Source organism: Kumtagia ephedrae (genome assembly GCF_003012745.1).
GTDB lineage: Bacteria > Pseudomonadota > Alphaproteobacteria > Rhizobiales > Rhizobiaceae > Kumtagia > Kumtagia ephedrae.
In genome coordinates this window covers 1-25,864 of the sequence record NZ_PXYK01000043.1, presented here as the reverse complement: position 1 = coordinate 25,864, position 25,864 = coordinate 1, and the positions used below count along the sequence as shown (strand labels likewise).

Sequence of the window (25,864 nt, the reverse complement as noted above, 5' to 3'; positions counted from 1 at the left end):
CGAGTTCGCCAATCGTGGCTGCCTACCGCCCCGCAACAAGTCGGGCCAGCCATTGGATGTGCATGTGCCCCAATCCTTGTCTCCGGCACCAGCCGGCACGACACGTAACCGCCGCGGCCGGCAGTCGCCGCAATCGCGCCCGCGGACGGTTTCTGGCCGATCCGGACGTTGCATGGCATGATCGTCCGGCGGCAGGCAGATGATCAGCTCAGGAGTGTCCGATGACCACAGTGACGATCACCGTGGACGACCCCGGCGGCGTCGACACCAACAGCATCTTCGCAAGCACGGCGCCCTATTCCGTCGAACAGGCCCGCAGCGAGAATGCCGGCACCACGGGACGGTTCTATTTCGAGCGCTATGTCGACGGCGTCGTCGACTATACCAAGCGCCTGCTCTTCATCGCCACGGGCAACGGGATCGAGCCGACCGGCGAAGAGGACCTGCGCGGCAACGTCAGCGCCGTCAACTGCTATCTCGCGGATGAAACCGGCGCCAGCAAGCAATGGGCCCATGTGACGTTCGCGCTCGACGGTCTATGGACGCAACGGGGCGGCGTCACCCTGGAATCGTTTGCGATGCTGACACCCGACACGCTGATGGGGCGGGTCATGCAGGGGTCCAGCGCAAGCCTCGTGCTCATCGGCAATGTCGGCAACGACACGCTGCGCGGCAGCTTCCTCGACGACCGGCTGCAGGGCGGGAAGGGCGCGGACAGGCTGATCGGCGGTGAGGGGACCGACATCGCCGACTATTCGACGTCGGACCTCGGGGTGACGGTCAATCTGGCCACCGGCGCGGCGAGCGGAGGCCATGCGGCGGGCGACCGCTTCTCATCGATCGAGAACGTCGCCGGCTCCGCCTTCGCCGATACGCTCACCGGCGACGACAACGCCAATTTTTTCGACGGCGGCGCCGGGCTCGACGTGATCGATGGTGGCGGCGGCGACGACTTCATCTTCGGCCGCGACGGCGGCGGCACGCTGCGCGGCGGCGCCGGCAATGACCGGATCGACGGCGGCGTCGACGCGGACACCATCCATGGCGGCAGCGGCAATGACGAGCTTCGCGTCGGCGGAGGCAGCAATTACGGCTATGGCGAGGACGGCAACGACATCCTGCTGGGCGACGCCGGCATCGACCGGCTCTATGGCGGCGCCGGGTCCGACCGGCTGAACGGCGTCTCCGGCAACGACATCCTCGACGGCGGCAGCGGAGCGGACACGATGTCCGGCGGGGACGGCGCAACTCAATACTTCGTCGACAATGCGGCCGACGTCGTCGACGATTTCGTGCAGGGCGACAACGACACGCTTTTCGCCAGCACCAGCTACGTCCTCAAGGCGGGATCGGCCATCGAGGTGATGAGGACGACCAGCACCGTGAGCACCGCCGCGCTGAACCTGACGGGCAATGCGTTCGCGCAATCGATCACCGGCAATGCCGGCGCCAACGTGCTGCATGACGGCGGCGTGGGCGGCGCCGACCGGCTGAGCGGGCTTGCCGGCAACGACAGCTACATCGTCTACAATGCCGGCGCCGTTATCGTCGAAGCCGCCTCGCACGGCACGGCGGATCGCGTTTCGGCCGGCGTCGACTACCGGCTCGGCACCGGCGTGCATGTCGAGGTTATGGCGACCACCTCGTCCGGCAGCAAGGCCGGCGTCGACCTGACCGGCAACGAGTTCGCGCAATCGATCACCGGCAACGCCGGCGCCAACCGGCTGGAAGGCAAGGGCGGCAACGACACGCTGCGCGGCCTGGGCGGCGCCGACACCTTCGTCTTCGCCACGGCGCTCGGCAGCGGCAATGTCGACACCATCGCCGACTTCAAGGCCGTGGACGACCGCTTCCTCCTGTCGGACGCCATCTTCACGGCGCTGGCGCCAGGCGTGCTGTCGGCGGCCGCCTTCCGGGCCAACACCACCGGGCTGGCGCAGGATTCTTCAGACCGCATCATCTACGAGACCGATACGGGCGAACTCTACTACGACGCCAACGGCAGCGCGGCCGGCGGCGGCGTTCTGTTCGCCAGGCTGACACCAGGTCTGTCGCTCACCAATGCGGATTTTGCGGTGGCGTGAGCATTGAGTAGCAAAAACCTCGGCGGCCGAAGTTGCCCTGTCTCACACCTGTCCCGCAAACCTCTACGCCCGCTAAGCTGTGCGTTTCGGGATAGGGCCACACAGTTGCGTCCGCTCTGGCTATCGCAGTGGCGGCTCGGAAACTGACCATATCTTGCACTGGCTGCGTTTGAATGCAGCTCGCCCACCCTTGGACCGGAAGGTCACAGATCGACCATCGGCAAAAATCAGAGTGAGACGGTCCGAATTTTTCAGACTTTCGAACATCTCGCGGAAGTTGTCAGCGCATGCCCGGCAATCAATTTCGCCAATTCCTTGGCTATTAATCATGATCTGATATTCTTCGTCGTCCGTGACTGCCCGGACGATTGAGTTAGGAGGGGGAGGGCGGTCCCGAATGCTCATGAAGAGCGCTACACCATACTGTTTGACGCCAGTGTCGCAGCTGATGTTGAGTTCATTGCCGGGTCCATGCTGGAGCCGATATTCAGCGTAGCCTTGCCCGAAACCGATCCGCCAATCCCCTACTCGTTCTCCGACCGCCTCCCCCACAAGCATCAGCAGAAGGAGACAAGAGACCGCTGCCGTTTTTCGTCGAAGCATCTTAGAGAAGGCCTCCCAAGTCCGCTTATGTCATTTTGGAGAGCGGGTCTGCAGCCTGCTGGCTCCGATCACTTTGATATTATTCAAATTCGATCAAGATTATCCAAACTCGATTGAGAGCAGATTTTCGCCACGCGTCTTGAAGCGGTAGAAGGTCTGCGGCTCGCCATGGTTGCACGGCCCAAAGATTACTTCGGCATCGTCCGGCAACTCGGCGATTGCGTCTCTCAGATCGCCGACAGTCAATCGGCCGTCGCCACTTCCAGAGATCACCGTCCCGGATGCAACGTGCTGTCGGTTGTAGTTCGGTCGTTCCGTCACGATTCCCCTCCGCCTGTTTGTTAGAACGGAAATGTTTTCGCGTCGGCGGCGTGCAGATGCAAGTCCCCTTGCTGGGCAAAGCGACGGCAATCCGTATCGCGTGGGAGGCCCTTAAACTGATCGACCGTCCGCAGCCGCCAAGCACTCGCAGACGAACGATCCAATGCCATAGACGTCTGCGATCAAGCCAGTAACGTGACAAGCGGTAAGCTACCCGCCAACCATTTGATTTGCTGGTGATCCCGACAGGAATCGAACCTGTGACCTACAGATTAGGAATCTGCCGCTCTATCCTACTGAGCTACGGGACCAGCCGGCACGACACATAACCGCTTTGGCCGCGTTCGCCAACTGTTTCCGTCGCGCTGTGCGACGCGGGTCATTGTTGCAGTTTCATCTCCTCCAGCCTGAGGGACAACACCTCTCTTCCGGCCTGACGAACGACGAAGGCCACGGGAGGGGGTAAGGGCGCGGGGCGCCCCGGTGCTTCAGTCGGTCGGGCCTCAGCAGCCGGCAAGGGCGGCCTTGCGGAAGCGGGGCGTTTTGGATATGGAGGCCGCGCATCGGCGGAGCGCGCGACAGCGCCGCCAAAACACCATCATTCCAAGGCTTCTGCGAGCCCAGGACAGTCGAACGGGGCACCCGCTTATCCATGGCGCGCATCGTGATGAAGTTCGGCGGGACCTCCGTCGCCGACCTCGCCCGCATCCACAACGTGGCGCGGCACGTCAAACGCGAGGTCGACGCCGGCCACGAGGTCGCGGTCGTCGTCTCGGCCATGTCGGGCAAGACCAACGAGCTGGTCGGCTGGGTGCAGGGCATGCCGAAGGCGACCGGCGCCAACAGCCCGTTCTTCGACGCGCGCGAATACGACGCGATCGTCGCCTCGGGCGAGCAGGTCACGTCGGGGCTGCTTTCGATCGCGCTGCAGTCGATGGGCGTCAACGCCCGCTCCTGGCAGGGCTGGCAGATCCCTATCCGCACCGACGGCGCGCACGGGGCGGCGCGCATCGCCGAGATCGACGGCTCGTTCCTGATCAAGCGCTTCGGCGAGGGCCAGGTGGCCGTCATCGCCGGCTTCCAGGGGCTGGCGCCGGACAACCGCATCTCGACGCTGGGGCGCGGCGGCTCCGACACCTCGGCGGTGGCGATCGCCGCGGCGGTGAAGGCCGACCGCTGCGACATCTATACGGATGTCGACGGCGTCTACACCACCGACCCGCGCATCGAGCCGAAGGCGCGGCGGCTCGACCGCATCTCCTTCGAGGAAATGCTGGAGATGGCCTCGCTCGGATCGAAAGTGCTGCAGGTGCGCTCGGTCGAGCTGGCCATGGTGCACAAGGTGCGCACCTTCGTGCGCTCCTCCTTCGAGGACCCCGACGCGCCGGGCATGGGCGACCTTCTCAACCCGCCCGGAACGCTGATTTGCGACGAGGATGAAATCGTGGAACAGGAAGTCGTCACCGGTATCGCCTATGCCAAGGACGAGGCGCAGATCTCGCTGCGACGCGTCGCCGACCGCCCGGGCGTCGCGGCCGGCATCTTCGGCCCGCTGGCCGAGGCCAACATCAATGTCGACATGATCGTCCAGAACATCTCCGAGGACGGCAAGTTCACCGACATGACCTTCACCGTGCCGTCGGGCGACGTCGCCAAGGCGCTCAACGTGCTGGAGAAGGGCAAGGCGACGGTCGGCTTCGACGTGCTGCAGCACGACGAGGGCATGTCGAAAGTGTCGGTGATCGGCATCGGCATGCGCAGCCACGCCGGCGTCGCCGCCACCGCCTTCCGGGCGCTGTCGGAAAAGGGCATCAACATCCGTGCTATCACGACCTCCGAGATCAAGATTTCCATCCTGATCGACGGCGCCTACACGGAACTGGCGGTTCGTACTTTGCATTCCGTCTACGGCCTCGATAAGCATTAGGACGGAAGATATCCGGCGAAGGATTCGCGGCCAGGCCGGCGGCCGGGCCGCCGATGCCTGTTTGGAACGGAGCCCAGATGCGTGATTCGGTCGTAGGGCCACGCGTATTGCTGAGACGGCTGCGGGAGCTCATGGCGGAACCGCTCGGGCCGCAGGAGCGGCTCGACCAGATCGTCCGCGACATCGCCAAGAACATGGTCGCCGAGGTCTGCTCGCTCTACGTGCTGCGCGCCGACTCGGTGCTGGAACTCTACGCCACCGAGGGCCTGAACCCGGGCTCGGTGCACCTGGCGCAGCTGCGCCTCGGCCAGGGTCTTGTCGGCACCATCGCGGCGAGCGCGCGGCCGCTCAACCTGTCCAACGCGCAGGAGCACCCGGCCTTCGCCTACCTGCCGGAGACCGGCGAGGAGATCTACCACTCCTTCCTCGGCGTGCCGGTGCTTCGGGCCGGGCGCACGCTCGGCGTGCTGGTGGTGCAGAACCGTACGATGCGCACCTACCGCGACGACGAGGTCGAGGCGCTCGAGACCACCGCCATGGTGATCGCCGAGATGATCGCCACCGGCGACCTCGCCCGGCTGTCGCGGCCGGGCATGGAGCTCGACCTGAGACGGCCGGTGTCGTTCACCGGCGTCGCCTTCAACGACGGCGTCGGGCTCGGCCATGTCGTGCTGCACGAGCCGCGCATCGTCGTCACCAACCTGTTCAACGAGGATTCGGAAGCGGAGATCCGGCGCCTCGACGCGGCGCTGGGCTCGCTCAGGCTGTCGATCGACGACATGCTGTCGCGCCGTGAGGTCGCCTTCGAGGGCGAGCACCGCGACGTGCTCGAGGCCTACCGCATGTTCGCCAACGACCGCGGCTGGGTGCGGCGGCTGGAGGAGGCGGTGCGCAACGGCCTCACCGCCGAGGCGGCGGTCGAGAAGGTGCAGAGCGACATGCGGGCGCGCATGCTGCACATGACCGACCCCTATATGCGCGAGCGCATGAGCGATTTCGACGACCTCGCCAACCGGCTGCTGCGCCAGTTGCTCGGCCGCTCGCCGGACGACGTCGCGGCGGCGCTGCCGAAGGATTCGATCATCGTCGCCCGCTCCATGGGCGCGGCCGAGCTGCTCGACTATCCACGCGACAAGCTGCGCGGCGTCGTGCTGGAGGATGGCGCCATCACCAGCCATGTAGTGATCGTGGCGCGCGCCATGGGCATCCCCGTGGTCGGCCAGCTCAAGGGCGCCGTCTCCATGTCGGAGAACGGCGACGCCATCATCGCCGACGGCGAGGACGGGGCGGTCCACCTGCGGCCGCAGCCCGACGTCGAATCCGCCTATGCCGAGAAGGTGCGCTTCCGGGCGCGCCGGCAGGAGCTCTATCGCGAGCTGCGCAGCAAGCCGTCCACGTCGAAGGACGGCGTGCACATCGACCTCCTGATGAATGCCGGGCTTGCCGTCGACCTGCCGCAGCTTGCCGATTCGGGCGCGGCCGGCATCGGCCTGTTCCGCACCGAGCTGCAGTTCATGGTGGCCGCCACCTTCCCGCGCGCCGAGGCGCAGGAGCGGCTCTACCGCGACGTGCTCGACATCGCCCGCGGCAAGCCGGTGACCTTCCGCACCATCGACATCGGCGGCGACAAGGTGCTGCCCTATTTCAAGGGGGCCGGCCAGGAGGAGAACCCGGCGCTCGGCTGGCGCGCCGTGCGGCTAACCCTCGACCGGCCGGGGCTGCTGCGCACCCAGATGCGGGCGCTGCTGCGCGCCGCCGGCGGGCACGAGCTCAAGGTCATGCTGCCGATGGTGACCGAGCTCGGCGAGGTGGCGCAGGCGCGCGAGATCATCGACAGGGAGGTCAGGCACCTGTCGCGCTTCGGCCACCTGCTGCCGACCAGCCTGAAGATCGGCGCCATGCTCGAGGTGCCGTCGCTTTTGTTCCAGCTCGACGAGCTGATGGAGGCGGTGGACTTCGTCTCGGTGGGGTCGAACGACCTGTTCCAGTTCGTCATGGCGACGGACCGCGGCAACAGCCAGCTTGCCGACCGGTTCGATCCGCTTTCGGTGCCGTTCCTCAGGGTGCTGCGCCGGATCGTGGAGGCGGGAAAACGCGCCAACCGGCCGGTGACGCTGTGCGGGGAGCTGGCCGGCAAGCCGATCTCGGCAATGGCGCTGGTCGGGCTCGGCTATCGCTCGATCTCGATGTCGCCGGCGTCGATCGGCCCTGTGAAAGCGATGCTGACGGAGCTGCCGGTCGGCGAGCTCACCGCCTTCATCGACGAGAACCTCGCCGGGAACAGCGCCCGGCTGCCGATGCGCGCGCTGCTGCAGACTTTTGCGGACGATCGGGGGATACCGCTGTAGGCAGTCGCAACCCGATGCTTGAATATCCAGAATATATGGATATTATCCATATAAATGGATTGATCGAGCCATGCGCGAATTCAGCACCGTCGAACTCACCCAGAAAATCGGCGACGTGACGCATCTGGCGCGCAGGGAACCCGTCGCGATCACGCAGCACCGCAAGCCGCGCTTCGTGCTGATGAGCATCGAAGACTATGAGCGCCTCGTCCGCCGCGGCGATACACGGCAGGCCTGGACGGCCGCCGATGTGCCGGACGAACTGGCCGGAGAGATAGAAGCGGCGTTGGAAGCGTACGAAGCCAAGCCCTGAAGATGGGCTTCGAAGAGCTTCAACCGGCGTTGAGCATACCGCTGTAGATGCAATGGACGAAGAGCCCATGGCAGCCAAGGTTGGTTTGTACTTGACTAGCGACGACAGCATGCACATATGGCAAGTGGAGGCTTTGGACGCGGGAACGCGGACATTGCCTTTTTCTTTATGCCATCTGGGCAGGCGCGGGACGAAGGTCGTCGATAACCTTGTATCCCCATACCGTCCTGGTCTCCGTCTCATGCCGGAACCGCAGCGCCAGCACCTCCCGGACCACGGGCGCCAGTTCCTTGCGGCATTCTTTGGTCATGCCTTTCAGCCGTAAGCCCCAACTGATCGCGTAGGCGATTATATCGGCAAGCTGTACCAACGTTGTGAGATCGCTATGCACGAAGAAGGGCTCGGGGATGATGAGCCGGGATCGCGCGCGACCGGCGCGGGTCTTGATAAAATAGCTTGCGACTTGGCCAAGGAGGACATGGCTGGCGCTTTTGTCTAGTTCATCGAACACCAGATATCCCATCGGGCCATCCGTTTTGGTGCCGAGAAACGCATAGAAGCGCTCGAACAGATAGGCGTAGTCCTTGCGGAGCGACGTCGATTTTTCCGGCCTGGGCGCGGACTGCGGCACGATGGAGGCAAAGGCCTGAGCGCCATGCTGTCGTGCCAGATGCAGCGCGAACGAGCAGTAAGCAATCTTCGCCTGACCCAGAGCGGTCAGCCGTTCGCGTGTAACCGCCGTACCGTCTTCCAGAATTTCCTTGGCCAGTTGACGCCTCCTCCCCTGCGGGATCGTACTAAGCTGCGCTGCATGCTTGAAAGCTCGCCGATCCAGTAGTTTTTGAGCTTTGGCTTCGTTGCCGTAAGCATCGAATAGGCGCATGCCGAAGTGATGTTCTTGCGCATCCGACAACTGTCGGATCAAGGGCCAAATCTGTCGATCCTCGACCGCGAGGCCGGCGAGAACCTCGTATGGCGATTGCCTTTGATCTTGGCCTGACTCGTCGATAAATAGCGCCCAGCTCATAATCGATGCCCTAGCGGTGCGGATCGCTGGAAGCAATCGACCCCAGACACTTACAACCTTTGAAATTGGTATGACCCCACTTCCCCAAGACCGCATGGACCAGGTCGTCAAGCGCTTCGAGATGCTCGAAGCGCAGATGTCGGCGGGGCCGGAGCCGGACGCCTATGTGAAGATGGCCTCCGAATATGCCGAGTTGCAGGAGATGGTCGACAAGATCAGGGGACTGCGCGCTGCCCAGCGCGAGCATGCCGACCTCGCCGGCCTGCTCGCCGACAAGGCCACCGACGCGGAGATGCGGGCGCTGGCGGAGGCCGAGCTTCCGGATCTGGAGGAACGGATCGAGGGCCTTGAGAAGGATATCCAGATCCTGCTGCTGCCCAAGGACGCGGCGGACGAGCGCAACGCCATCCTGGAAATCCGCGCCGGCACGGGCGGCGACGAGGCGGCGCTGTTCGCCGGCGACCTGTTCCGCATGTACGAGCGCTACGCCGCCGCGAAGGGCTGGCGCGTCGAGGTCGAATCGGCCAGCGAGGGTGAGGCCGGCGGCTACAAGGAGATCATCGCCACGGTGTCGGGGCGAGGCGTCTTCGCCCATCTGAAGTTCGAATCGGGCGTGCACCGCGTGCAGCGCGTGCCGGATACCGAGGCGAGCGGGCGCATCCACACGTCCGCGGCGACCGTCGCGGTGCTGCCGGAGGCCGAGGAGGTGGACATCGAGATTCGAGCGGAGGACGTCCGGATCGACACGATGCGGGCATCGGGTGCCGGCGGCCAGCACGTCAACACCACCGATTCGGCCGTTCGCATCACCCATCTGCCGACCGGCATCATGGTGGTGCAGGCGGAGAAATCGCAGCACCAGAACCGGGCGCGCGCCATGCAGATCCTGCGGGCCCGCCTCTACGACATGGAGCGCACCAAGGCGGCGACGGAGCGCTCCGAATCACGGCGGCTGCAGGTCGGGTCCGGCGACCGCTCGGAGCGCATCCGCACCTACAATTTCCCGCAGGGCCGGCTGACCGACCACCGCATCAATCTCACCCTCTACAAGCTCGACCGGGTGATGATGGGCGAACTGGACGAGGTGATTTCCGCCCTGATCTCCGACCACCAGTCGAGGCTGCTTGCTGAAACCGGGACGCATGGCTGATTCCGGTCCGACGACGCTGGACGACCTGCTGCGCGCCGGCCGCCAGATGTTCGCCGCGGCGGGCGTGGGAGATCCGGCACTGGACGCCAGGCTGCTGGTCGAGCATTTCACCGGAACGACCCGCGCCGACGCCATCACCGCGCCGCAGCGGCGGGTCGAGCGCGAGTTCGCCGACCGGGTGTGGGCGGCTTTCGAGCGGCGGCGGAATGGAGAGCCGGTGCACCGCATTATCGGCCGGCGCGGCTTCCACGGCCTCGACCTGCTGGTCTCGCCGGCGACGCTGGAGCCGCGGCCGGACACCGAGACGCTGGTCGATTCGATGCTGCCGTTCGTGCGCGAGGTCGTCCGCCGCCATAGCCGCTGCCGCATCCTCGACCTCGGCACCGGCACGGGCGCCATCGCGCTGGCGTTGCTGTCGCAGGTGCCGGAAGCGACCGCCATGGGCGTCGACCGCTCCGAGGGCGCCTTGGCCACGGCGGTGCAGAACGCAGGCGATCTGGGCCTTGCCGGCCGCTTCACGCCGCTCTGCTCGGACTGGTTCGAAAATGTTTCGGGGCGATGGGATGTAATCGTCTCCAACCCGCCCTATATACGCAGCGACGGTATTGCCGGCCTGGCGCGGGACGTGCGCGATTTCGAGCCGCCGAGTGCGCTCGATGGAGGTCCGGACGGGCTTGATGCCTACCGACAGATAGCCCGCCGAGCACCGGAATTCATCGACCCAGACGGCCGAATCGGTGTGGAAATCGGTTTCGACCAGAAACAGGATGTTACGGCGATCTTCCTCGCCGCGGGCCTGGAAGCGAGCGGTTCGGCGAAAGATCTCGGCGGCAACGATCGCGTTCTGATCTTCGCCTCTGCAAGTCCAGGGAAAGCAGGTACTTGACGGAAGCCGTGGAAATATCGCTTGGCAATCCGGAAGAATGCGGATAGGGTCCGGCCACCGGATGAGACGAAGCAGGCAGTGCTCTGAACAGTTCGGTTCCCTGAGAAACAGACTGCCTACTCGCGCAAAACGATGCTGGCGCTTCGTAACGGGGATCGTCCGGATCGTGTCATGGACACCGAACAGGATGGCATGTGACGCCAACGCAGCCTATGCGGGCGAACACCGTCGGAGGACTACGAACCGGACGGCTTGCGAAGCCACCCGTTCGTGAATGATTTTTCTAAGTGAAGAGAGTCTGATGAGGCCACAACAGCAGAACAGACGCATGCGCGGTCGCAACAATAGCGGCGGCGGCAATAACAACAATAACAACAACAACCGCAGAGGACCCAATCCCCTCACGCGGAATTACGAGAGTAACGGCCCGGACGTGAAGATCCGCGGCTCGGCGCAGCAGATCGCGGAGAAATACGCGACGCTTGCCCGCGATGCCCAGAGCTCCGGCGATCGCGTCATGGCGGAGAACTATCTCCAGCACGCGGAACATTACAACCGCATCATCGCCGCCGCCCAGGCGCAGTTCGCTTCCCAGCAAATCCAGACGACCCGCGACGATCTCGACGACGATCTCGACGAGGCCTCCTATGGCTTCGAAGGCGGGGTCAACGGCGGCGAGACGCATGCGCCGGCCCCGCAGCAGGCACCGGCCCAGCAACAGCAGCCGCAGCAGCAGGCGCAGCCTGTGAACGGCTCGGGACCGCAGCCGATCATCGAGGGCGTGCCCGCCGAGGTGGCGCTGAACAGCGAGCCGGCCGGCCAGCATTCGGGTGGCGGCCGCCACCGCGACCGGCGCCGCCCGCACAACAACAACGCGGTGAACGGCAATGGCGCCGCCGCCCCCAGGCCGGAGCAGGCTACGGAAGAGGCACAGGCTTCTGCCGCCGAAGCGGCGCCGGCACCCGCCGAGCAGCCGCAGGCGGCCGAGTCGCTGGCCGCCGCAGTAACCGAGACCCCGGAGCCGCAGGAGAAGCCGCGACGCGGCCGCCGCCCGCGGCGGGCCGCGGCCGATACGGCGGCGCCGGAGGGCGGCGACGGAGAGGCAGCGCCGGCCGAGGGCTGAGCCCACGATCCCAGCTTCCGAAAAACAAGGCGGCGAAGGTGAAATGCCTTCGCCGCCTTTCTTTTTCGGCGCGGATCAAAGTGCCTTGAGCGCTGTTGCGACAATACCCATATCGGGTTCAAACTGATCCTGCCTCGCGACGAGGGGGGTCGTCATCTTGAGCCGAACCGGTGCCGCAAAGCGGGCCGGGGACGGAAAGGAGACAGGTATGAACATCGAAAAATATTCCGAGCGCGTGCGCGGTTTCATCCAGTCGGCACAGACGCTCGCACTTTCCCGCAACAACCAGCAATTCACGCCCGAGCACATTCTGAAGGTCCTCATCGACGATGAGGAAGGTCTTGCCGCGTCGCTGATCGAGCGTGCCGGCGGCCGCGCCCGCGATGCGCAGGCCGGCGTCGAGGCGGCGATCAACGCGCTGCCGCGCGTCGAGGGCGGCAACGGCCAGCTCTACCTGGCGCAGCCTCTCGCCAAGGTCTTTTCCACCGCCGAGGAACTCGCCAAGAAGGCCGGCGACAGTTTCGTCACGGTCGAGCGGCTCCTGCAGGCGCTGGCCATGGAGAAATCGGCGAAGACTTCGGAGATCCTTTCCAAGGCGGGCGTCACGCCGCAGGCGCTGAACGCCGCCATCAACGATATCCGCAAGGGCCGCACCGCCGACTCCGCTTCCGCCGAGCAGGGTTATGATGCGCTGAAGAAGTACGCGCGGGATCTCACGGCGGACGCCAGGAGCGGCAAGCTCGATCCGGTGATAGGCCGCGACGACGAGATCCGCCGCACCATCCAGGTGCTTTCGCGCCGCACCAAGAACAACCCGGTGCTGATCGGCGAGCCCGGCGTCGGCAAGACGGCGATCGCCGAGGGCCTGGCGCTCAGGATCGTCAACGGCGACGTGCCGGAATCGCTGAAGGACAAGCAGCTGATGGCGCTCGACATGGGCGCCCTGATCGCCGGCGCGAAATATCGCGGCGAGTTCGAGGAGCGGCTGAAGGCCGTGCTCAACGAGGTCACCTCGGCCGACGGCCAGATCATCCTGTTCATCGACGAGATGCACACGCTGGTCGGCGCCGGCAAGGCGGACGGGGCGATGGACGCCTCCAACCTGTTGAAGCCGGCGCTGGCGCGCGGCGAGCTGCACTGCGTCGGCGCCACCACGCTCGACGAATACAGGAAACATGTCGAGAAGGACGCGGCGCTGGCCCGGCGCTTCCAGCCGGTGTTCATCGACGAGCCGACGGTCGAGGACACGATCTCGATCCTGCGCGGCCTGAAGGAGAAATACGAGCAGCACCACAAGGTGCGCATCTCCGATTCCGCGCTGGTGTCGGCGGCGACCCTGTCGAACCGCTACATCACCGATCGCTTCCTGCCCGACAAGGCGATCGACCTGGTCGACGAGGCCTCGGCGCGCCTGAGGATGCAGGTCGATTCCAAGCCCGAGGCGCTGGACGAGGTCGACCGCCGCATCATGCAGCTCAAGATCGAGCGCGAGGCGCTCAAGCTGGAGAAGGACGAGGCGTCGAAGGACCGGCTCGTCCGGCTCGAGAAGGATCTCGCCTCGCTCGAGGAGGAGTCGACCGAGATGACGGCGAAGTGGCAGGCCGAGAAGCAGAAGCTCGGGCTGGCCGCCGACCTCAAGAAGGAGATCGACGAGGCCCGCAACGAGCTCGCCATCGCCCAGCGCAAGGGCGAGTTCCAGCGCGCCGGCGAGCTTGCCTATGGCCGGATCCCGGAGCTGGAGCGCAAGCTCGTGGAAGCCGAGGCGCAGGATGGCCCGGAAAATGGAAAAGGCGGCGGCATGGTGGAAGAGACCGTGACGCCGGACCATGTCGCGCACATCGTGTCGCGCTGGACCGGCATCCCGGTCGACAAGATGCTCGAAGGCGAGCGCGACAAGCTCTTGCGCATGGAGGACGAGCTCGGCGTACGCGTCGTCGGCCAGGGCGAGGCGGTGCAGGCGGTTTCCAAGGCTGTGCGAAGAGCACGGGCCGGGCTCCAGGACCCGAACCGGCCGATCGGCTCGTTCATGTTCCTCGGCCCGACCGGCGTCGGCAAGACCGAGCTCACCAAGGCGCTCGCCGACTTCCTGTTCGACGACGAGACCGCGATGGTGCGCATCGACATGTCGGAGTTCATGGAGAAGCACTCGGTCGCCCGGCTGATCGGCGCGCCGCCCGGCTATGTCGGCTACGAGGAGGGCGGCGCGTTGACCGAAGCGGTGCGGCGGCGGCCCTATCAGGTCGTGCTGTTCGACGAGGTCGAGAAGGCGCATCCGGACGTCTTCAACGTGCTCCTGCAGGTGCTCGACGACGGGCGACTGACCGACGGCCAGGGCCGCACGGTCGACTTCCGCAACACGCTGATCGTCATGACCTCGAACCTCGGCTCCGAATATCTGGTGAACCTTACCGAGGATCAGGATGTCGATCTGGTTCGCGACGACGTGATGAACGTGGTGCGTGGTGCGTTCCGGCCGGAGTTCCTGAACCGCGTCGACGAGATCATCCTGTTCCACCGCCTCAGACGCCAAGACATGGGCCGGATCGTCGAGATCCAATTGAAGCGGCTGGAGAAGCTGCTCGTCGACCGCAAGATCGCGCTCGACCTTGACGACGAGGCGGTCGAGTGGCTGGCGGCCAAGGGCTACGATCCCGCCTATGGCGCGCGGCCGCTGAAGCGGGTGATCCAGAAGGAGCTGCAGGATCCGCTGGCGGAAAAGATCCTGATGGGCGAGATCCGCGATGGCTCGACCGTGAAGATCACCGCAGGATCGGACCGGCTGAACTTCCGGGCGAAGGCGGGAGTGGCCGCCGGCGAGGAAGCCGAGGCGGCGTAGGCAATGCCCCTACCTCCTCTCGAGGGGAGGTAGGCCGGCGAGCAGGCCGGATAGGGAACTTCATCACGCGGGATGCCCCGTCGGAAGGCGGGGCATTTCGTGACGGCATTGGACCGAGTAAATTTCCGAACGATCATGGCTGGCTGCCTGTCTCCTCATGGCGGCCGGAGAGCAGTTTTGGCCCCGCCCGAAGCTGCTCGCTCGGACCCTGCTTGAGGGCGTGGTGAGGAGTTGTTAGGTGCCCGGACGCCTGCCGTGGTATGCGGCTCGCTCACAGAGACCATGACCATGATGCCGACCGACGACGCAGGCCATACATCCATGCCGGCTGCCATTCACCGTTCCCTTGCTTCCGCGCTCGCGGCGAAGGGTTATAGCCAGCTGACGCCGGTGCAGGCCGAGATGGCGACCGGAGGCCATGGCGAGGCCGACCTGCTCGTCTCGGCGCAGACTGGTTCCGGCAAGACGGTGGCCTTCGGCATCGCGATCGCGTCGACGCTGCTCGGAGGCGCGGCGCGGTTCGGCGAGGCGGGTCAGCCGCTCGGCCTCGTCATCGCACCGACGCGCGAACTCGCCATCCAGGTGCAGCGCGAGCTCGACTGGCTCTACGCGGCGACGGGCATCCGGACTGCGACCTGTGTCGGCGGCATGGACATGCGCGGGGAACGCCGCGCGCTGGAGCGCGGCGCGCATCTTGTCGTCGGCACGCCGGGACGCCTGCGAGACCACATCACCAAGGGTGCGCTCGACCTCGGTGCGTTGCGTGCCGTGGTCCTGGACGAGGCCGACGAAATGCTCGACCTCGGCTTCCGCGAGGATCTGGAATTCATCCTCGGCGCGGCACCGCACGAGCGGCGTACGCTGTTGTTCTCGGCGACCGTACCGCGCGGCATCGCGGAACTCGCCAAAACCTTCCAGACGGACGCAGTACGCATCGCGGCCACAGCCCCGACCGGGCAGCACGCCGACATCGAGTATCAGCTGATGCTGGTGCGGCGCGACGAACGCGAGCACGCCGTGATCAACACGCTGCTCGGTTCCGATAGCACGAGCGCTCTGGTATTTTGCCACACGCGCGAGGCGGTGCGTCACCTCACGGCTCGTCTGCTCAACCGCGGGTTTTCCGTCGTCTCTTTGTCGGGCGAGATGGCGCAGTCGGAGCGATCGAATGCATTGCAGTCGATGCGCGACGGTCGGGCGCATGTCTGCGTTGCGACCGACGTCGCGGCGCGTGGCATCGACCTGCCGAATCTCGACCTGGTGATCCATGCCGATGTCCCGAGCAATCCGGCGACGCTGCTCCACCGGTCAGGAAGGACGGGTCGCGCCGGTCGCAAAGGCGTCTGTGTGCTGATTGTTCCCGAAAACAGGCGCGGTGCGGCGCAGCGCGTACTGGCGCTCGCCAAGCTGACGGCAACCGTGCGCGCCGCGCCGGGCATCGCCGAGATCGAGGCGCGCTACCGTCGCCAGATTCTCGACACGGTGCTTTCCGCCGCCGATTCGGACGAGGCGGAGACGGCCTTCGTAGCGGAACTGCTTGGCCAGGCGTCGCCCGAGCGGATCGCTGCCGCCTTCCTGCGCCAGCAACTCGCCGCCCGGCCCGTGCCCGAGGATCTTTTGCCGCTGCCGGTCGGCGAGATGCAGGCAAGGAAGGGAAAACGCGACAAACGCTTCGAGGAGGAGGACGCTCCGGCTCCGGCGCGCGAGGGGCGCGGCCCGGATATGGAGGGCGGCGTCTGGTTTACGCTGTCGCTCGGAAGGAAACAGCGCGCCGATCCGAAATGGCTACTGCCGATGATCTGCAAGGCCGGCGGCGTGTCGAAGCGCGACGTAGGGTCGATCAGGATCGACGACACAGAGACCCGCTTCGAGATATCGGCCGAAAAGGCGGCGGATTTCGCCGAGCGGATCAGGCAGCCGGGCAGCTGCGAGCGCGGCATCGTCATCGCGCCGGCCGGCGAGGTGCGCGCGGAGCACAGGCGGCGCAAGCCTCAATCCGGCCCTGGCGGCAAGCCGGGACAAAAGCCGCTGCGCAAGTCGCATCGGGGCAGGGGCACGCCCGCGGCGCCGGTAGGCAAGCCCAAAGGCAAGAAGCCGAAACGTCCCACCTGACGCGTCGGTGCGGCGCCGTTCAGCTACGCAGGCATCGTCCGCTTCGATGAGCAGATGCCGCCGATAGCTTGGGTGGATGGGTCCGGCCGTTTAATACATGACCGTGTTGAGCGTGACCTGGACGGCCGAACCCGCCTCGACCTCAGTGCTGCCGCGCGCCAGCAGCCAGCCATCGGCACGCTCCAGGCGGGCAACGATGCGCAGCGTTTGCGAAGCCGCGGGGCTGACGGGCGGGGCAAGGGAAAAGGCGATCGCCTTCGCGCCGCCGTCGCTTTTGAGGCGCGTTGCCGCTGCCCGGCGTTGCGTTTTGTCCTGAGCGGCATGGTCCTCGAGATAGATTTCGAGATCACCTTTCGGGATGACCGCGCCGCCCGCGAAGGTGACCTCGCCACGGATATGCGGCGACTGCGCAGCGACCGGCACTGCCGCCGCGGCGACGGCCGCGGCCGCGGCCGTGATCAATACCGTGCGGCGGTCGGTCGGACGCTTCATCGCACACTCTCCATGGTCGTCCGGCAAGGCCGCGAGGCGGTGCAGGCGGTTCGATTCGTCAAAAGCATCTGTAGATGTAGGGCCGGGTGGGGCGCCGGAAAGCGCCCCACCCGCGGTCTGTCAGATGATGACGAAGTCGGCCGCCGAGAGATTCAGATTCGCGTTCAGCCGCGCGAACTGAATGGCTTCGATGTCTCCGACGCCATCGGCGTCGTAGAACAAGGCGCCGCTGTCGGTATCGTAGATGATGCGGTCGTCGGCATCATGCGCGGCGCCCGCCGCACTGCCGAAGAATGCGCCCAAGGCGAGAGCCCCGTCGCCACCCACGGCCTCGAAGATGAGGTTGTCCAGCAGGATGGTGTCGTCGGCGACGTCGAAGTCCGTGACCCGGTCGACATTGCCGTCGCCGAGCGCCGTCGAGAAGCGGAAGAAGTCCTCTCCCGCGTCGCCGGTGAGCCTGTCGGCCGCCAGGCCGCCGTCCAGCAGGTCGCTGCCGCGGCCGCCGGTGAGCGTGTCGGATCCCGCGATGCCCGGCTCAGCCGGGGCGGGTGGGAACTCGACCGAGACGTTCAGCTCGTAGGTAGAGCCCTCCGGCACTTCTTCCGCCCAGCCGTCGCCGGGCGCGTCCGGCGACCAGCTGCCTTCCAGAATGTAGTAGGTTCCGGTTTCCTGGACGACGAAGACCGTGCTCGAATCCCGGTTGCTCGTGGAGCCGGGGTCGCCGCCGCCATCATCGTTCTGGGCGACGATATTGCCGTCGCTGTCGAGCAGCCTGACCCAGCTGTCATGGACATTGGGATCGGCAATTCCATCGATGTCGATCGAGATGACCGTGCCGGCCGCCAGGTCGATGCTGTAATACCCGCCCTTGCCGTTACCGGTGGCGTTGACGGTCGTGTGAAGGACGGTCGTCGAATCGAAGATGTCCGGATCCTCGGCCAGCGAGAAATTGTTCGAGATGTCGAAGGCGGTTGCGATCGAATTGTTCGTCGCGTCCGCGCCGAGCGTGGCGTAGCCGGTGCCCATGCCCGGCCGTGGCGGCGCGTCGCCCTGATAGGCGAAATCGCCGAGCAGCGTGTCGTCGCCGCGGCCGCCGTCGATCCTGTCGTCGCCGCCCTGGCCGGTCAGCACATTGGCCGCGCGGTCGCCGGTCAATCGATCGTCGAAACCCGAACCGGCAAGATTTTCGATGGAGACATATCTGTCGCCACCGGATCTGCCGCCGGCGAGGCTGAGCCTGACCCCGCTTGTCGCGTCGGCGTAGTCCGCCGTGTCGCTGCCGGCACCGCCATTCAGCCTGTCGGCGCCGCCGCCGCCGGTCAGCGTGTCGTCTCCATCGCCGCCCGAGAGCTCATTGGCCTGGGCGTCGCCGATGAGATGGTCGTCATGGGATGAACCGACGGCGTTTTCGAAGCCGGCGAGGATGTCGTGCCGGATCGTGGTGCCGCGTCCGACAATCTGCACCGGGCCATCGCCGTCGCCGCCACTGGCCGTGCCGTCGGCGAGATCGACCGTCACGCCGGCGGAGCTGCCGGCGTAGACGACCGTATCGATGCCGTCGCCGCCATCCAGATAATCCTGCTCACTGCCTCCGATGATGGTGTCGTTGCCGCCTTCGCCGTACAGGATGTCGCCGTCACGGCCGCCATCGAGGATGTCGTCGCCGTCGCCGCCGTTGAAATAATCACCGCCGCCCTGGCCCCAGAAATGGTTTGCGGCTGAGGTGCCGATGAAGCGGTCGATGCGGTCGTCGGACCCGATCAGGTTCTCGATGCTGTAAAAAGTGTCGCCGGAGCCGGTGCCGCCGCTGGCGACGTTCGTGGCAAGGTTGACGAGCAGCTGGAAGGGGCTCTCCTTGCTGTAGTCGACCGTATCGACGCCGGCGCCGCCCCTGAATATGTCGATACCGTCCTGGCCGCTCAGCACGTCGTCGCCGCGGCCGCCGTCGAGAATATCGTTGCCCTTGCCGCCGAGAATGGTGTCGTTGCCGCGGCCGCCATAGAGCGTGTCGTTGCCGTCATCGCTCTCGGTCTGGTCTTCAAGATCGGCGACGTCGATGGTGTTGTTGATGTCGCGGCTGGCGAGCGAGTCGCGGCCGCCGATGATCAGGTCGTCGCCGCCCTGGCCGAAGATGGTGTCGTCGCCGGCACCGCCGTCGAGCGTGTTGTTCCCGTTGTCGCCGAAGATGATGCTGGTCAGCGTGTTGTCGCCGACGCTGGGCGCGGTGTCGTCGCCGCCGTCATCACCCGGTTGCAGTGTCGACTCGTCGGCGTAGATGATGGTTTCGACATTGGCGATCTTCCGGATCCTCAGGTCCCTGGACAGGAGGATGACCGTGTCGTTGCCGCCGTTCGCCTCCTCGCGCACGATGTCGTCGAGGGAGTCGACGAAATAGGTGTCATCGCCGCCGTTGCCGGCCATGCGGTCGCCGCCGCCGCGGCCGTCAAGCACATTGGCGCCGTCGTTGCCGATCAGGATGTCGTCATGCCTGCTGCCGATGCCGTTCTCGACGTAGTAGTCGGTCTCATCGGCATTGTGCCCGGCGAAGATCGACACATTGTTGCTATGGCCGTTGACGCTGGAGAACTGGCCGGGGCGCAGGTCGAGGATCGTGCCCGCCGTCGAGCCCGAGAAGTCGATCGTGTCGGTCCCGCCGGTGTCATGGATCACAAAACCGATATCGTGCTGCATGCCCGAGGCGGTGAGCCGATAGATATCTTGCGTGCTGCCGAAGCCGTAGACGTTGTCGCCCGTGTTGAGGTCGATGTGCTGGTAGGTGCGCACGCCGTTCTCGTCGACGGTCGAGAAAAAGCGGCGGATGACGGCCTCGATGTCGGCGACCAGCGGCGTTGACGCCGACCAGCGGGTAGGTTCGCCGACGTCGATCCCGTCGAAATAGGACATGACGCTGTATTGCTGGCGGTCGTAGATCCAGGTCGCGTTGTTCAGATAGTTGATCTGCACGCCGCCGGGACCGCTGTAATTGTAAAGACCGGGATGGTTCAGGCCGAACTCATGGCCGAATTCATGGATGAAGGAATCGAACACATAGCCGCCGATATCCGTCTTGTTCGGCTCGGTGTCGTGGAAACGCTGGCCGATGCTGACGTAGCGATTGGCTGAATAGGCGCTGCCGTCATCTTCTTCGCCCAGTTCAGGGCTGACGACCTCCATCCAGTCCGTTTCAGGATTGAACGGCGCATCGTCGACGATCTCGAACTGCAAGGGAGTGACCGCTGCCCACGCTTCCAGGGCGCCGATCGCGGCGGCCTTGTAATCCGGGTGATCGTTGAGTTCGTGAAGGTTGATCCTCAGCGTGCCCTGAGCGATCTCCGGCGTCAGGCTACGGTTCAATGCCCCAAGATAGTCGAGAAAGGATTCATAATCCTCGCTCTTGCTGTAAGGATTGTCCGGCGTCTGGTCGTTGACCCACCATTGATCGCTGGTTTGGCTTGGATGCGGCATCGTAGGGTTCCTCCGACGGCTGTGCGCAGCTCACGGCCATGCCGTTTTCAGCTGCCAGTTTCCACAGGCATCGCGTGCGGCTGCCTGTCAGCCCCGTCACCCTAGGCCCGGATAGTGTTGTCGGAATCCGCGGCTGTCTACCCTAAAAGACGGGCTGGGGGATGACGCTGCGTCAGCTTTGGAAGCGCGGCGACCGTTCCTGGTCAGGCGATGAGCTGCGGGATCGCAGCCGCGATCCCGGTGAAGAGCGTGGCAAGAGCCCTCCATGTGTGCGAGAGACTGGGCCCATGACGCTCGCCGAATACAATGCCTTCTGCGCCACGCTGCCCGCGACCACGCATGTGGTGCAGTGGGGCGGTGCGCATGTGTGGAAGATCGGCGGCAAGGTTTTCGCCATCGCCGGCTGGAGCGACGGGGAAGCGCTCGCCGTCACCTTCAAGGTCTCGGAAATGGCCTTCGACATCCTGAAGGAGCAGCCCGGCTGCCGGCCGGCGCCATATCTCGCCTCGCGCGGCATGAAGTGGATCCAGCGCTGGACCGACGAGACGATGGACGACTCGGCGTTGCGCGACTATCTGCGCGAAAGCCGGCGGCTGGTGGTGCTGGGACTGACGAAGAAGGCGCGCGCCGAACTCGGGCTGACGCAACTGTGATCGGCGCGGCCCGGCTTCGCCGTGAAACGATGCCATCTTCATGCCCGGTTCATATCGGAACCAATAGGATGGATACCGATTGCACCCGCGAACCCTTGATTCGCTGAACCGGAGACATCGAGCTAACATGCTGCGCAGGCTGATCCTCATCCCGGCCGTTGCATTGGGCTTCTCGGCGACCGCGGCGGTCGCCTCGGAAGGAGCCGATCCGTGGGAGCGCCAGTCGCGCCCATCGCCCCGCGCCGACGACGGCGGCGTCAAGCTCGCGCAATACCGGGACGCGGAGGTCTATTACGACGGCGACGGCAACCGCGTCATCGTCGATGCGGTGACCGGCGAGGTCATCGCCGTGCAGCCGCGCCGCTTCAACGAGCGGCGCGAGCAATTGCGGGAGCGTCGCCGCGAGATCCGCCAGCAGGACCGTTACTATCTCGACGACCCCGAGGACATGGCGCGGCTGCGCCGCGACGAAGCACGCGAAAGGGGGCGGGCGCCGGCCGGCGACTACGGCTACGACGATCCCTATTATGCCGAGCCGGCTTATCCGGAGGTGGACGACTACCGCCGGCGCGACGAGTTTCCCGAGGCGCCGCAGGGGCCGGGCGCGGCCAATGGCGAACCGCAGGTCACCGCGCGCGGCGGCGAGATCGAGCGCCGACCGCTCGACGGCCAGGTGAGCTCCGCCGAGCCGGAGATCACCGGCACCATCACCCCGCCCGGGCTGCCGACCATCAGCGAGCCGGCGGCCCCGCCGCCGCTCAACTTCACCGCCCGCGAGGACGTCGCGGCGCTGCAGGTGCTGCTCGACAGGGCAGGGGCCTCGCCCGGCGTCATCGACGGCAAGTTCGGCTCCAATGTCGACAAGGCGCTCGCCGCCTACAACGAGCTCACCGGCCAGAACCTGCGCTCGACCGACGCGGCCGGCATCAAGGCGGCGCTCGCGGCGACGGGCGGCGATGCGTTCGCGCTGTACGAGATCACGCCGGCCGACGCGGCCGGGCCGTTCATCGCCTCGGTGCCTGCCGACTACAGCGAGAAGGCGCAGCTCGAGCATATGAGCTTCACCTCCGTCACCGAGATGCTGGCCGAGCGCTTCCATATGGACGAGGGCTATCTCAAGGCGCTCAACCCGGAAGCCAATTTCTCGCGGCCTGGAACGCGCATCCGGGTTGCGAATTTCGGCGCCAACGCAACGGCCAAGGTCGCCCGCATCATCGCCGACAAGGGCAAGAAGCAGGTGCGCGCCTACGATGCGGGGGGGAAACTGGTCGTTGCCTATCCGGCGACCATCGGCTCGGCCGACACGCCTTCGCCGACCGGCATCCATGCCGTGTCGCGCGTCGCCGTCAATCCCAACTACACCTACAATCCAAAACTCAATTTCAAGCAGGGCAACAACGACAGGGTGCTGACCATCCCGCCGGGGCCGAACGGCCCGGTCGGCTCGGTCTGGATCGCCCTCGACAAGCCGACCTACGGCATCCACGGCACGCCCGATCCGTCGAAGATCGGCAAGACCGAGAGCCATGGCTGCGTACGCCTGACCAATTGGGACGCGCAGGAACTGGCCAAGCTGGTGTCGGCCGGCGTGATGGTGGAGTTCATCGATTAGCGCAGCCAGCTCGCCGGCCGCGCGCCCTCAACCCCAGCAAGGGAGGTGAGGGCGTAGGCGGCGACACGCCCGAGATTGGAATTCAGGACCTTCGGTATCTATCCGCCCAAGCCGACGGTCGCGACCTTCAGCGGGCTCTGCTCTTCCTCGAGCAGCTTGTCGATGCGTTCGCGCTCGGCGTTGAAGCGGTCGAGATCCTCGCCCTTCAAGGTGCGGCCGCTGGGCAGGCGCACCCGCAGCGGGTCGACCTTGCGGCCGTTGACGATGAGCTCGTAGTGGAGATGCGGGCCGGTCGACAGGCCGGTGGTGCCGACGAAGCCGATCACCTGTCCCTGGCGCACGCGGGCGCCCGGCTTGATGCCGCTGGCGATGCCGCTCTGATGGTTGTACGAGGACTCGTAGCCGTTGGCGTGACGCACGATGGTCTGGCGGCCGTAACCGCCGGCCCAGCCGGCCTTCTCGACGACGCCATTGCCGGCGGCGATGATCGGCGTGCCGCGCGGGGCCGCCCAGTCGACGCCGGTATGCATGCGGGTGATGCCGAGGATCGGGTGGTTCCGCCCGCCGAAGCCTGAGCGGAACACGCCGTTGGGAACGGGCTTGCGCAGCAGGAACTGCTTGGAGCTGCGGCCCTCTTCGTCGAAATACTCGACCGAGCCGTCGTCGAAGGCGAAGCGGTAGAATTTCCGCGTGGTCCCGCCGAAGCTCGCCGACACGTAGAGGAGCTGCGAATCGTCCGACACCTGATCGGACTCGTCCGGCTGCGAGAAGAAGACGTCGAGCTGGTCGGCCGGATTGAGGCGCGACTGGAAGTCGACGTCGGAGGCCAGCAGCTTGATCAGCTGACGCGTCATCGAGCGCGACATGCCGTAGGAATAAGCCGCCTGGTAGATGCCGTCATAGGCGGTCGGCAGACTGCCGCGCGCCGTGACGATCGGAGTGTCGTCGAAGGCCGTCTGCAATCCCGGGTTCGGCTCGGCCTCGGCGGTGGCGACGATCTGGCTCCTGTCGTTGACGGCGACCGTCAGCAAATGGCGGGTGTGGTCGTAGACGCCGAGGCGGACCATGCGGGCCTCCTCGCCGCTGATCTCCAGACCGGCGGTGAGGACTGTCCCGGCCTTCAGCCGGGTGGCGTTCAGCCGCATGGCCACCGCCTTGGCCATCTCCCTGGCGTCGTCGCCGGCATAGCCGGCCTCGGCGAGCGCATCCTCGATCTCGCGCTCGCTGTTGAAGGGAATGAGGTCCTCGGCATAGGCGAGGTCGTTCTCGGCCGAGGTGCTGCGCGGCGTCACCGATACGTTTTCGGGGACGACGCGGATGCCGTAGGTAAGCGCCTGACCGGCAAGGGAGTCGCCGAAGCGCTGCGGATCGACGTAATGCAGTGCCGCGACGCGGATCGCGCCGTCGGTGAGCGCCGAGCCGGTGGTGCGCACGACCTCTTCCACCTCCGCGGCGGTGAGGTCGTTCTTCTCGTCGAAGGCGGCCGTGCCGATCGGGAAGTCGACCGTCTTCAGGCTCATCTCGCTTTCGACCTTCGAGCCGTAGATCTGACCGGTCATGGCGGAGGAGGCGGCATTGGCGGCGCCGTCCTCGGCGAAAACCTCGAGCGGGTCGAAGGGCGGATAGCTGCGCGTCGTCTTGTAGCTGGCGGCGAGCGGCATCTTGATGCGTACGAAGGGCATGGTGCGCACCACGTCGCGGTCGCCGACCCGCGTCATCATCGACACTTCCATGCGGCGGCGGTTCTTGGCGCGGGCAACCTGGCGCGGCGGCACCAGCCGCGCCGTCTTGGCCTTCTCGCCGCCGTCGTCCTGGCCGACCGAAGCGATGTCGGCGATCTCGGGCGGGGTGGCGAGCTGCTCGCGCCCGTCCAGCGCCACGATCAGCGCCACGCCCATCAATATGGTCGAGGTGACGCCGGTGAGAAACGTCCCGGTGAGCCAGCGGGCGGAGACCTCGCGCCGGTCGGGTGGACCGCTGCGCCCGTCCGCGATCAGCGGCGGGTCGTTGCCCAGCTCGGCTATGGTCGAGTCCGTTTCCTGCATTCCAGCGGGGAGCTTCTTTCCGATGGCAAATCGCTTTGTCGTTCAATGCCACGAACAATTGCCCGTCGCGGCGCCGCAAGTCAACGAAGGCGTCCAAACCGGACGGCGCCTTGCCCGCGCTTCCTCATGAATGACGGAGATCCAGGAGACGCCTTCAAAGACATGCGGCGCGGAGAAGTGGGCGGCCAATACGGCCGCAATAGGGCTCTGCCGCGCGTGAGGCGCTGCCATCGGACTTTTTCGGGGGATAAAGGTTGGGCGGTCGCCAGGGCATCGATGGCAGGGGTCCCGCAGGGTGTTCCGACTGCCGCGGCTGCGCCCTGTCCAGCGACTTGCCATTCCTGTCGATCACTCGGGCCGTGGGAAGGGTGATCCCCGTCCGCGGGCGTCCGAGCGGATCGTTGTGCATGTCACCCCAAATGCGCCGGCGAAGACGAGGGCGGCAGCGTTCCCGGGGGGAGGTTTATGGGGGGTGGGGACAGGCCCCGAAGAGCTGACGCAGGGGCCGCAACAGGTGCCGCGGACTGTCGCAAAAAATTCAAAAAACTTCCGAAACGCTGTTGACACTTCGGAGAGCCGGCGACTATATACGCCTCACCAACGAGGGCGGCGCGCCGCTGGCGACGAAGAAGTTCGCTTATGAAACTGCCCTCGACGAAATCAAAGAGAGCCGCGTGAGCGACACTCTGACGGGTCCGGAGCCAAAAGCGAACCGACCCATGACAGCGCGTTTGAGCGATGTCCGTTCTTTGACAATTGCATAATGAAGAAAGAGAAACGTGGGCGGCAGAGTCTGCTGAGCGCGTATCCCTTTGGGGATATGGGTTCGAACGAGACTTTGGCGGTACACGTTTCGTATGAGAATAA

The 25,864-nt window shown here is 65.7% G+C and carries 16 protein-coding genes and 1 tRNA gene; 11 read left to right on the top strand and 6 right to left on the bottom strand.

Going from position 1 to position 25,864, the window contains the following annotated elements; all coding sequences use genetic code 11:
* Positions 1–221: 221 nt before the first annotated feature.
* On the top strand, positions 222–2,084 hold the full coding sequence (locus C7I84_RS27585; protein WP_120785135.1) for a calcium-binding protein: 1,863 nt from the start codon (positions 222–224) through the stop codon (positions 2,082–2,084).
* A 702-nt stretch (positions 2,085–2,786) separates the two neighbouring features.
* On the opposite strand, the gene C7I84_RS27580 is transcribed toward C7I84_RS27585, so the two are convergent.
* Both C7I84_RS27580 and C7I84_RS27575 read right to left on the bottom strand, forming a co-directional pair.
* Entirely contained in the window at positions 2,787–3,008 is a 222-nt protein-coding gene (locus tag C7I84_RS27580) for a hypothetical protein (RefSeq protein WP_106775427.1), read from the bottom strand.
* 234 nt (positions 3,009–3,242) lie between these two features.
* A tRNA-Arg gene (locus C7I84_RS27575) sits at positions 3,243–3,319 on the bottom strand.
* A gap of 341 nt (positions 3,320–3,660) precedes the next feature.
* Here C7I84_RS27575 and C7I84_RS27570 point away from each other — a divergent pair.
* From C7I84_RS27570 to C7I84_RS27560, 3 genes are all read left to right on the top strand, one after another.
* The gene (locus C7I84_RS27570) at positions 3,661–4,935 is read left to right on the top strand and encodes an aspartate kinase (protein WP_106775426.1); all 1,275 of its coding nucleotides are present in this window, start codon (positions 3,661–3,663) and stop codon (positions 4,933–4,935) included.
* 77 nt (positions 4,936–5,012) lie between these two features.
* Entirely contained in the window at positions 5,013–7,283 is a 2,271-nt protein-coding gene (gene ptsP / locus C7I84_RS27565) for a phosphoenolpyruvate--protein phosphotransferase (protein WP_106775425.1), read from the top strand.
* 70 nt (positions 7,284–7,353) lie between these two features.
* The gene (locus C7I84_RS27560) at positions 7,354–7,596 is read left to right on the top strand and encodes a type II toxin-antitoxin system prevent-host-death family antitoxin (RefSeq protein WP_106775424.1); all 243 of its coding nucleotides are present in this window, start codon (positions 7,354–7,356) and stop codon (positions 7,594–7,596) included.
* Between the two features lie 166 nt (positions 7,597–7,762).
* Here C7I84_RS27560 and C7I84_RS27555 read toward each other — a convergent pair whose 3' ends face one another.
* Positions 7,763–8,623, bottom strand: a complete 861-nt coding sequence (locus C7I84_RS27555; protein WP_106775423.1) for a DUF3800 domain-containing protein — start codon at positions 8,621–8,623, stop codon at positions 7,763–7,765.
* A 70-nt stretch (positions 8,624–8,693) separates the two neighbouring features.
* Here C7I84_RS27555 and prfA point away from each other — a divergent pair, with 70 nt between their 5' ends.
* From prfA to C7I84_RS27530, 5 genes are all read left to right on the top strand, one after another.
* Complete coding sequence (gene prfA / locus C7I84_RS27550) at positions 8,694–9,773, top strand: peptide chain release factor 1 (protein WP_106775422.1); 1,080 nt, start codon at positions 8,694–8,696, stop codon at positions 9,771–9,773.
* Positions 9,766–10,659 carry a peptide chain release factor N(5)-glutamine methyltransferase gene (gene prmC / locus C7I84_RS27545; RefSeq protein WP_106775421.1) on the top strand — a complete coding sequence of 298 codons (894 nt, stop codon included), beginning with the start codon at positions 9,766–9,768 and terminating at the stop codon, positions 10,657–10,659. The genes prfA and prmC overlap by 8 nt, the downstream gene beginning before the upstream one ends.
* 274 nt (positions 10,660–10,933) lie before the next feature.
* On the top strand, positions 10,934–11,782 hold the full coding sequence (locus C7I84_RS27540; protein WP_425351414.1) for a DUF4167 domain-containing protein: 849 nt from the start codon (positions 10,934–10,936) through the stop codon (positions 11,780–11,782).
* Positions 11,783–11,990: 208 nt separating this feature from the next.
* Positions 11,991–14,618, top strand: a complete 2,628-nt coding sequence (clpB, locus tag C7I84_RS27535) for an ATP-dependent chaperone ClpB (protein ID WP_106775419.1) — start codon at positions 11,991–11,993, stop codon at positions 14,616–14,618.
* A 321-nt stretch (positions 14,619–14,939) separates the two neighbouring features.
* A complete protein-coding gene (locus C7I84_RS27530; RefSeq protein WP_245428638.1) occupies positions 14,940–16,730 on the top strand; it encodes a DEAD/DEAH box helicase in 1,791 nt (596 codons plus the stop codon).
* Positions 16,731–16,820: 90 nt separating this feature from the next.
* Here the strand turns inward: C7I84_RS27530 and C7I84_RS27525 are convergent, their stop codons facing one another.
* Both C7I84_RS27525 and C7I84_RS27520 read right to left on the bottom strand, forming a co-directional pair.
* Complete coding sequence (locus C7I84_RS27525) at positions 16,821–17,222, bottom strand: hypothetical protein (RefSeq protein ID WP_106775417.1); 402 nt, start codon at positions 17,220–17,222, stop codon at positions 16,821–16,823.
* Positions 17,223–17,342: 120 nt separating this feature from the next.
* A complete protein-coding gene (locus tag C7I84_RS27520; RefSeq protein ID WP_106775416.1) occupies positions 17,343–20,687 on the bottom strand; it encodes a M10 family metallopeptidase C-terminal domain-containing protein in 3,345 nt (1,114 codons plus the stop codon).
* Between the two features lie 287 nt (positions 20,688–20,974).
* On the opposite strand from C7I84_RS27520, the gene C7I84_RS27515 reads away from it, so the two are divergent.
* On the top strand, positions 20,975–21,340 hold the full coding sequence (locus C7I84_RS27515; RefSeq protein WP_106775415.1) for an MmcQ/YjbR family DNA-binding protein: 366 nt from the start codon (positions 20,975–20,977) through the stop codon (positions 21,338–21,340).
* Positions 21,341–21,467: 127 nt separating this feature from the next.
* Positions 21,468–22,952, top strand: a complete 1,485-nt coding sequence (locus tag C7I84_RS27510; protein ID WP_106775414.1) for a L,D-transpeptidase family protein — start codon at positions 21,468–21,470, stop codon at positions 22,950–22,952.
* A 98-nt stretch (positions 22,953–23,050) separates the two neighbouring features.
* On the opposite strand, the gene C7I84_RS27505 is transcribed toward C7I84_RS27510, so the two are convergent.
* Positions 23,051–24,997, bottom strand: a complete 1,947-nt coding sequence (locus tag C7I84_RS27505; protein WP_106775413.1) for a M23 family metallopeptidase — start codon at positions 24,995–24,997, stop codon at positions 23,051–23,053.
* Between the last annotated feature and the right edge of the window lie 867 nt (positions 24,998–25,864).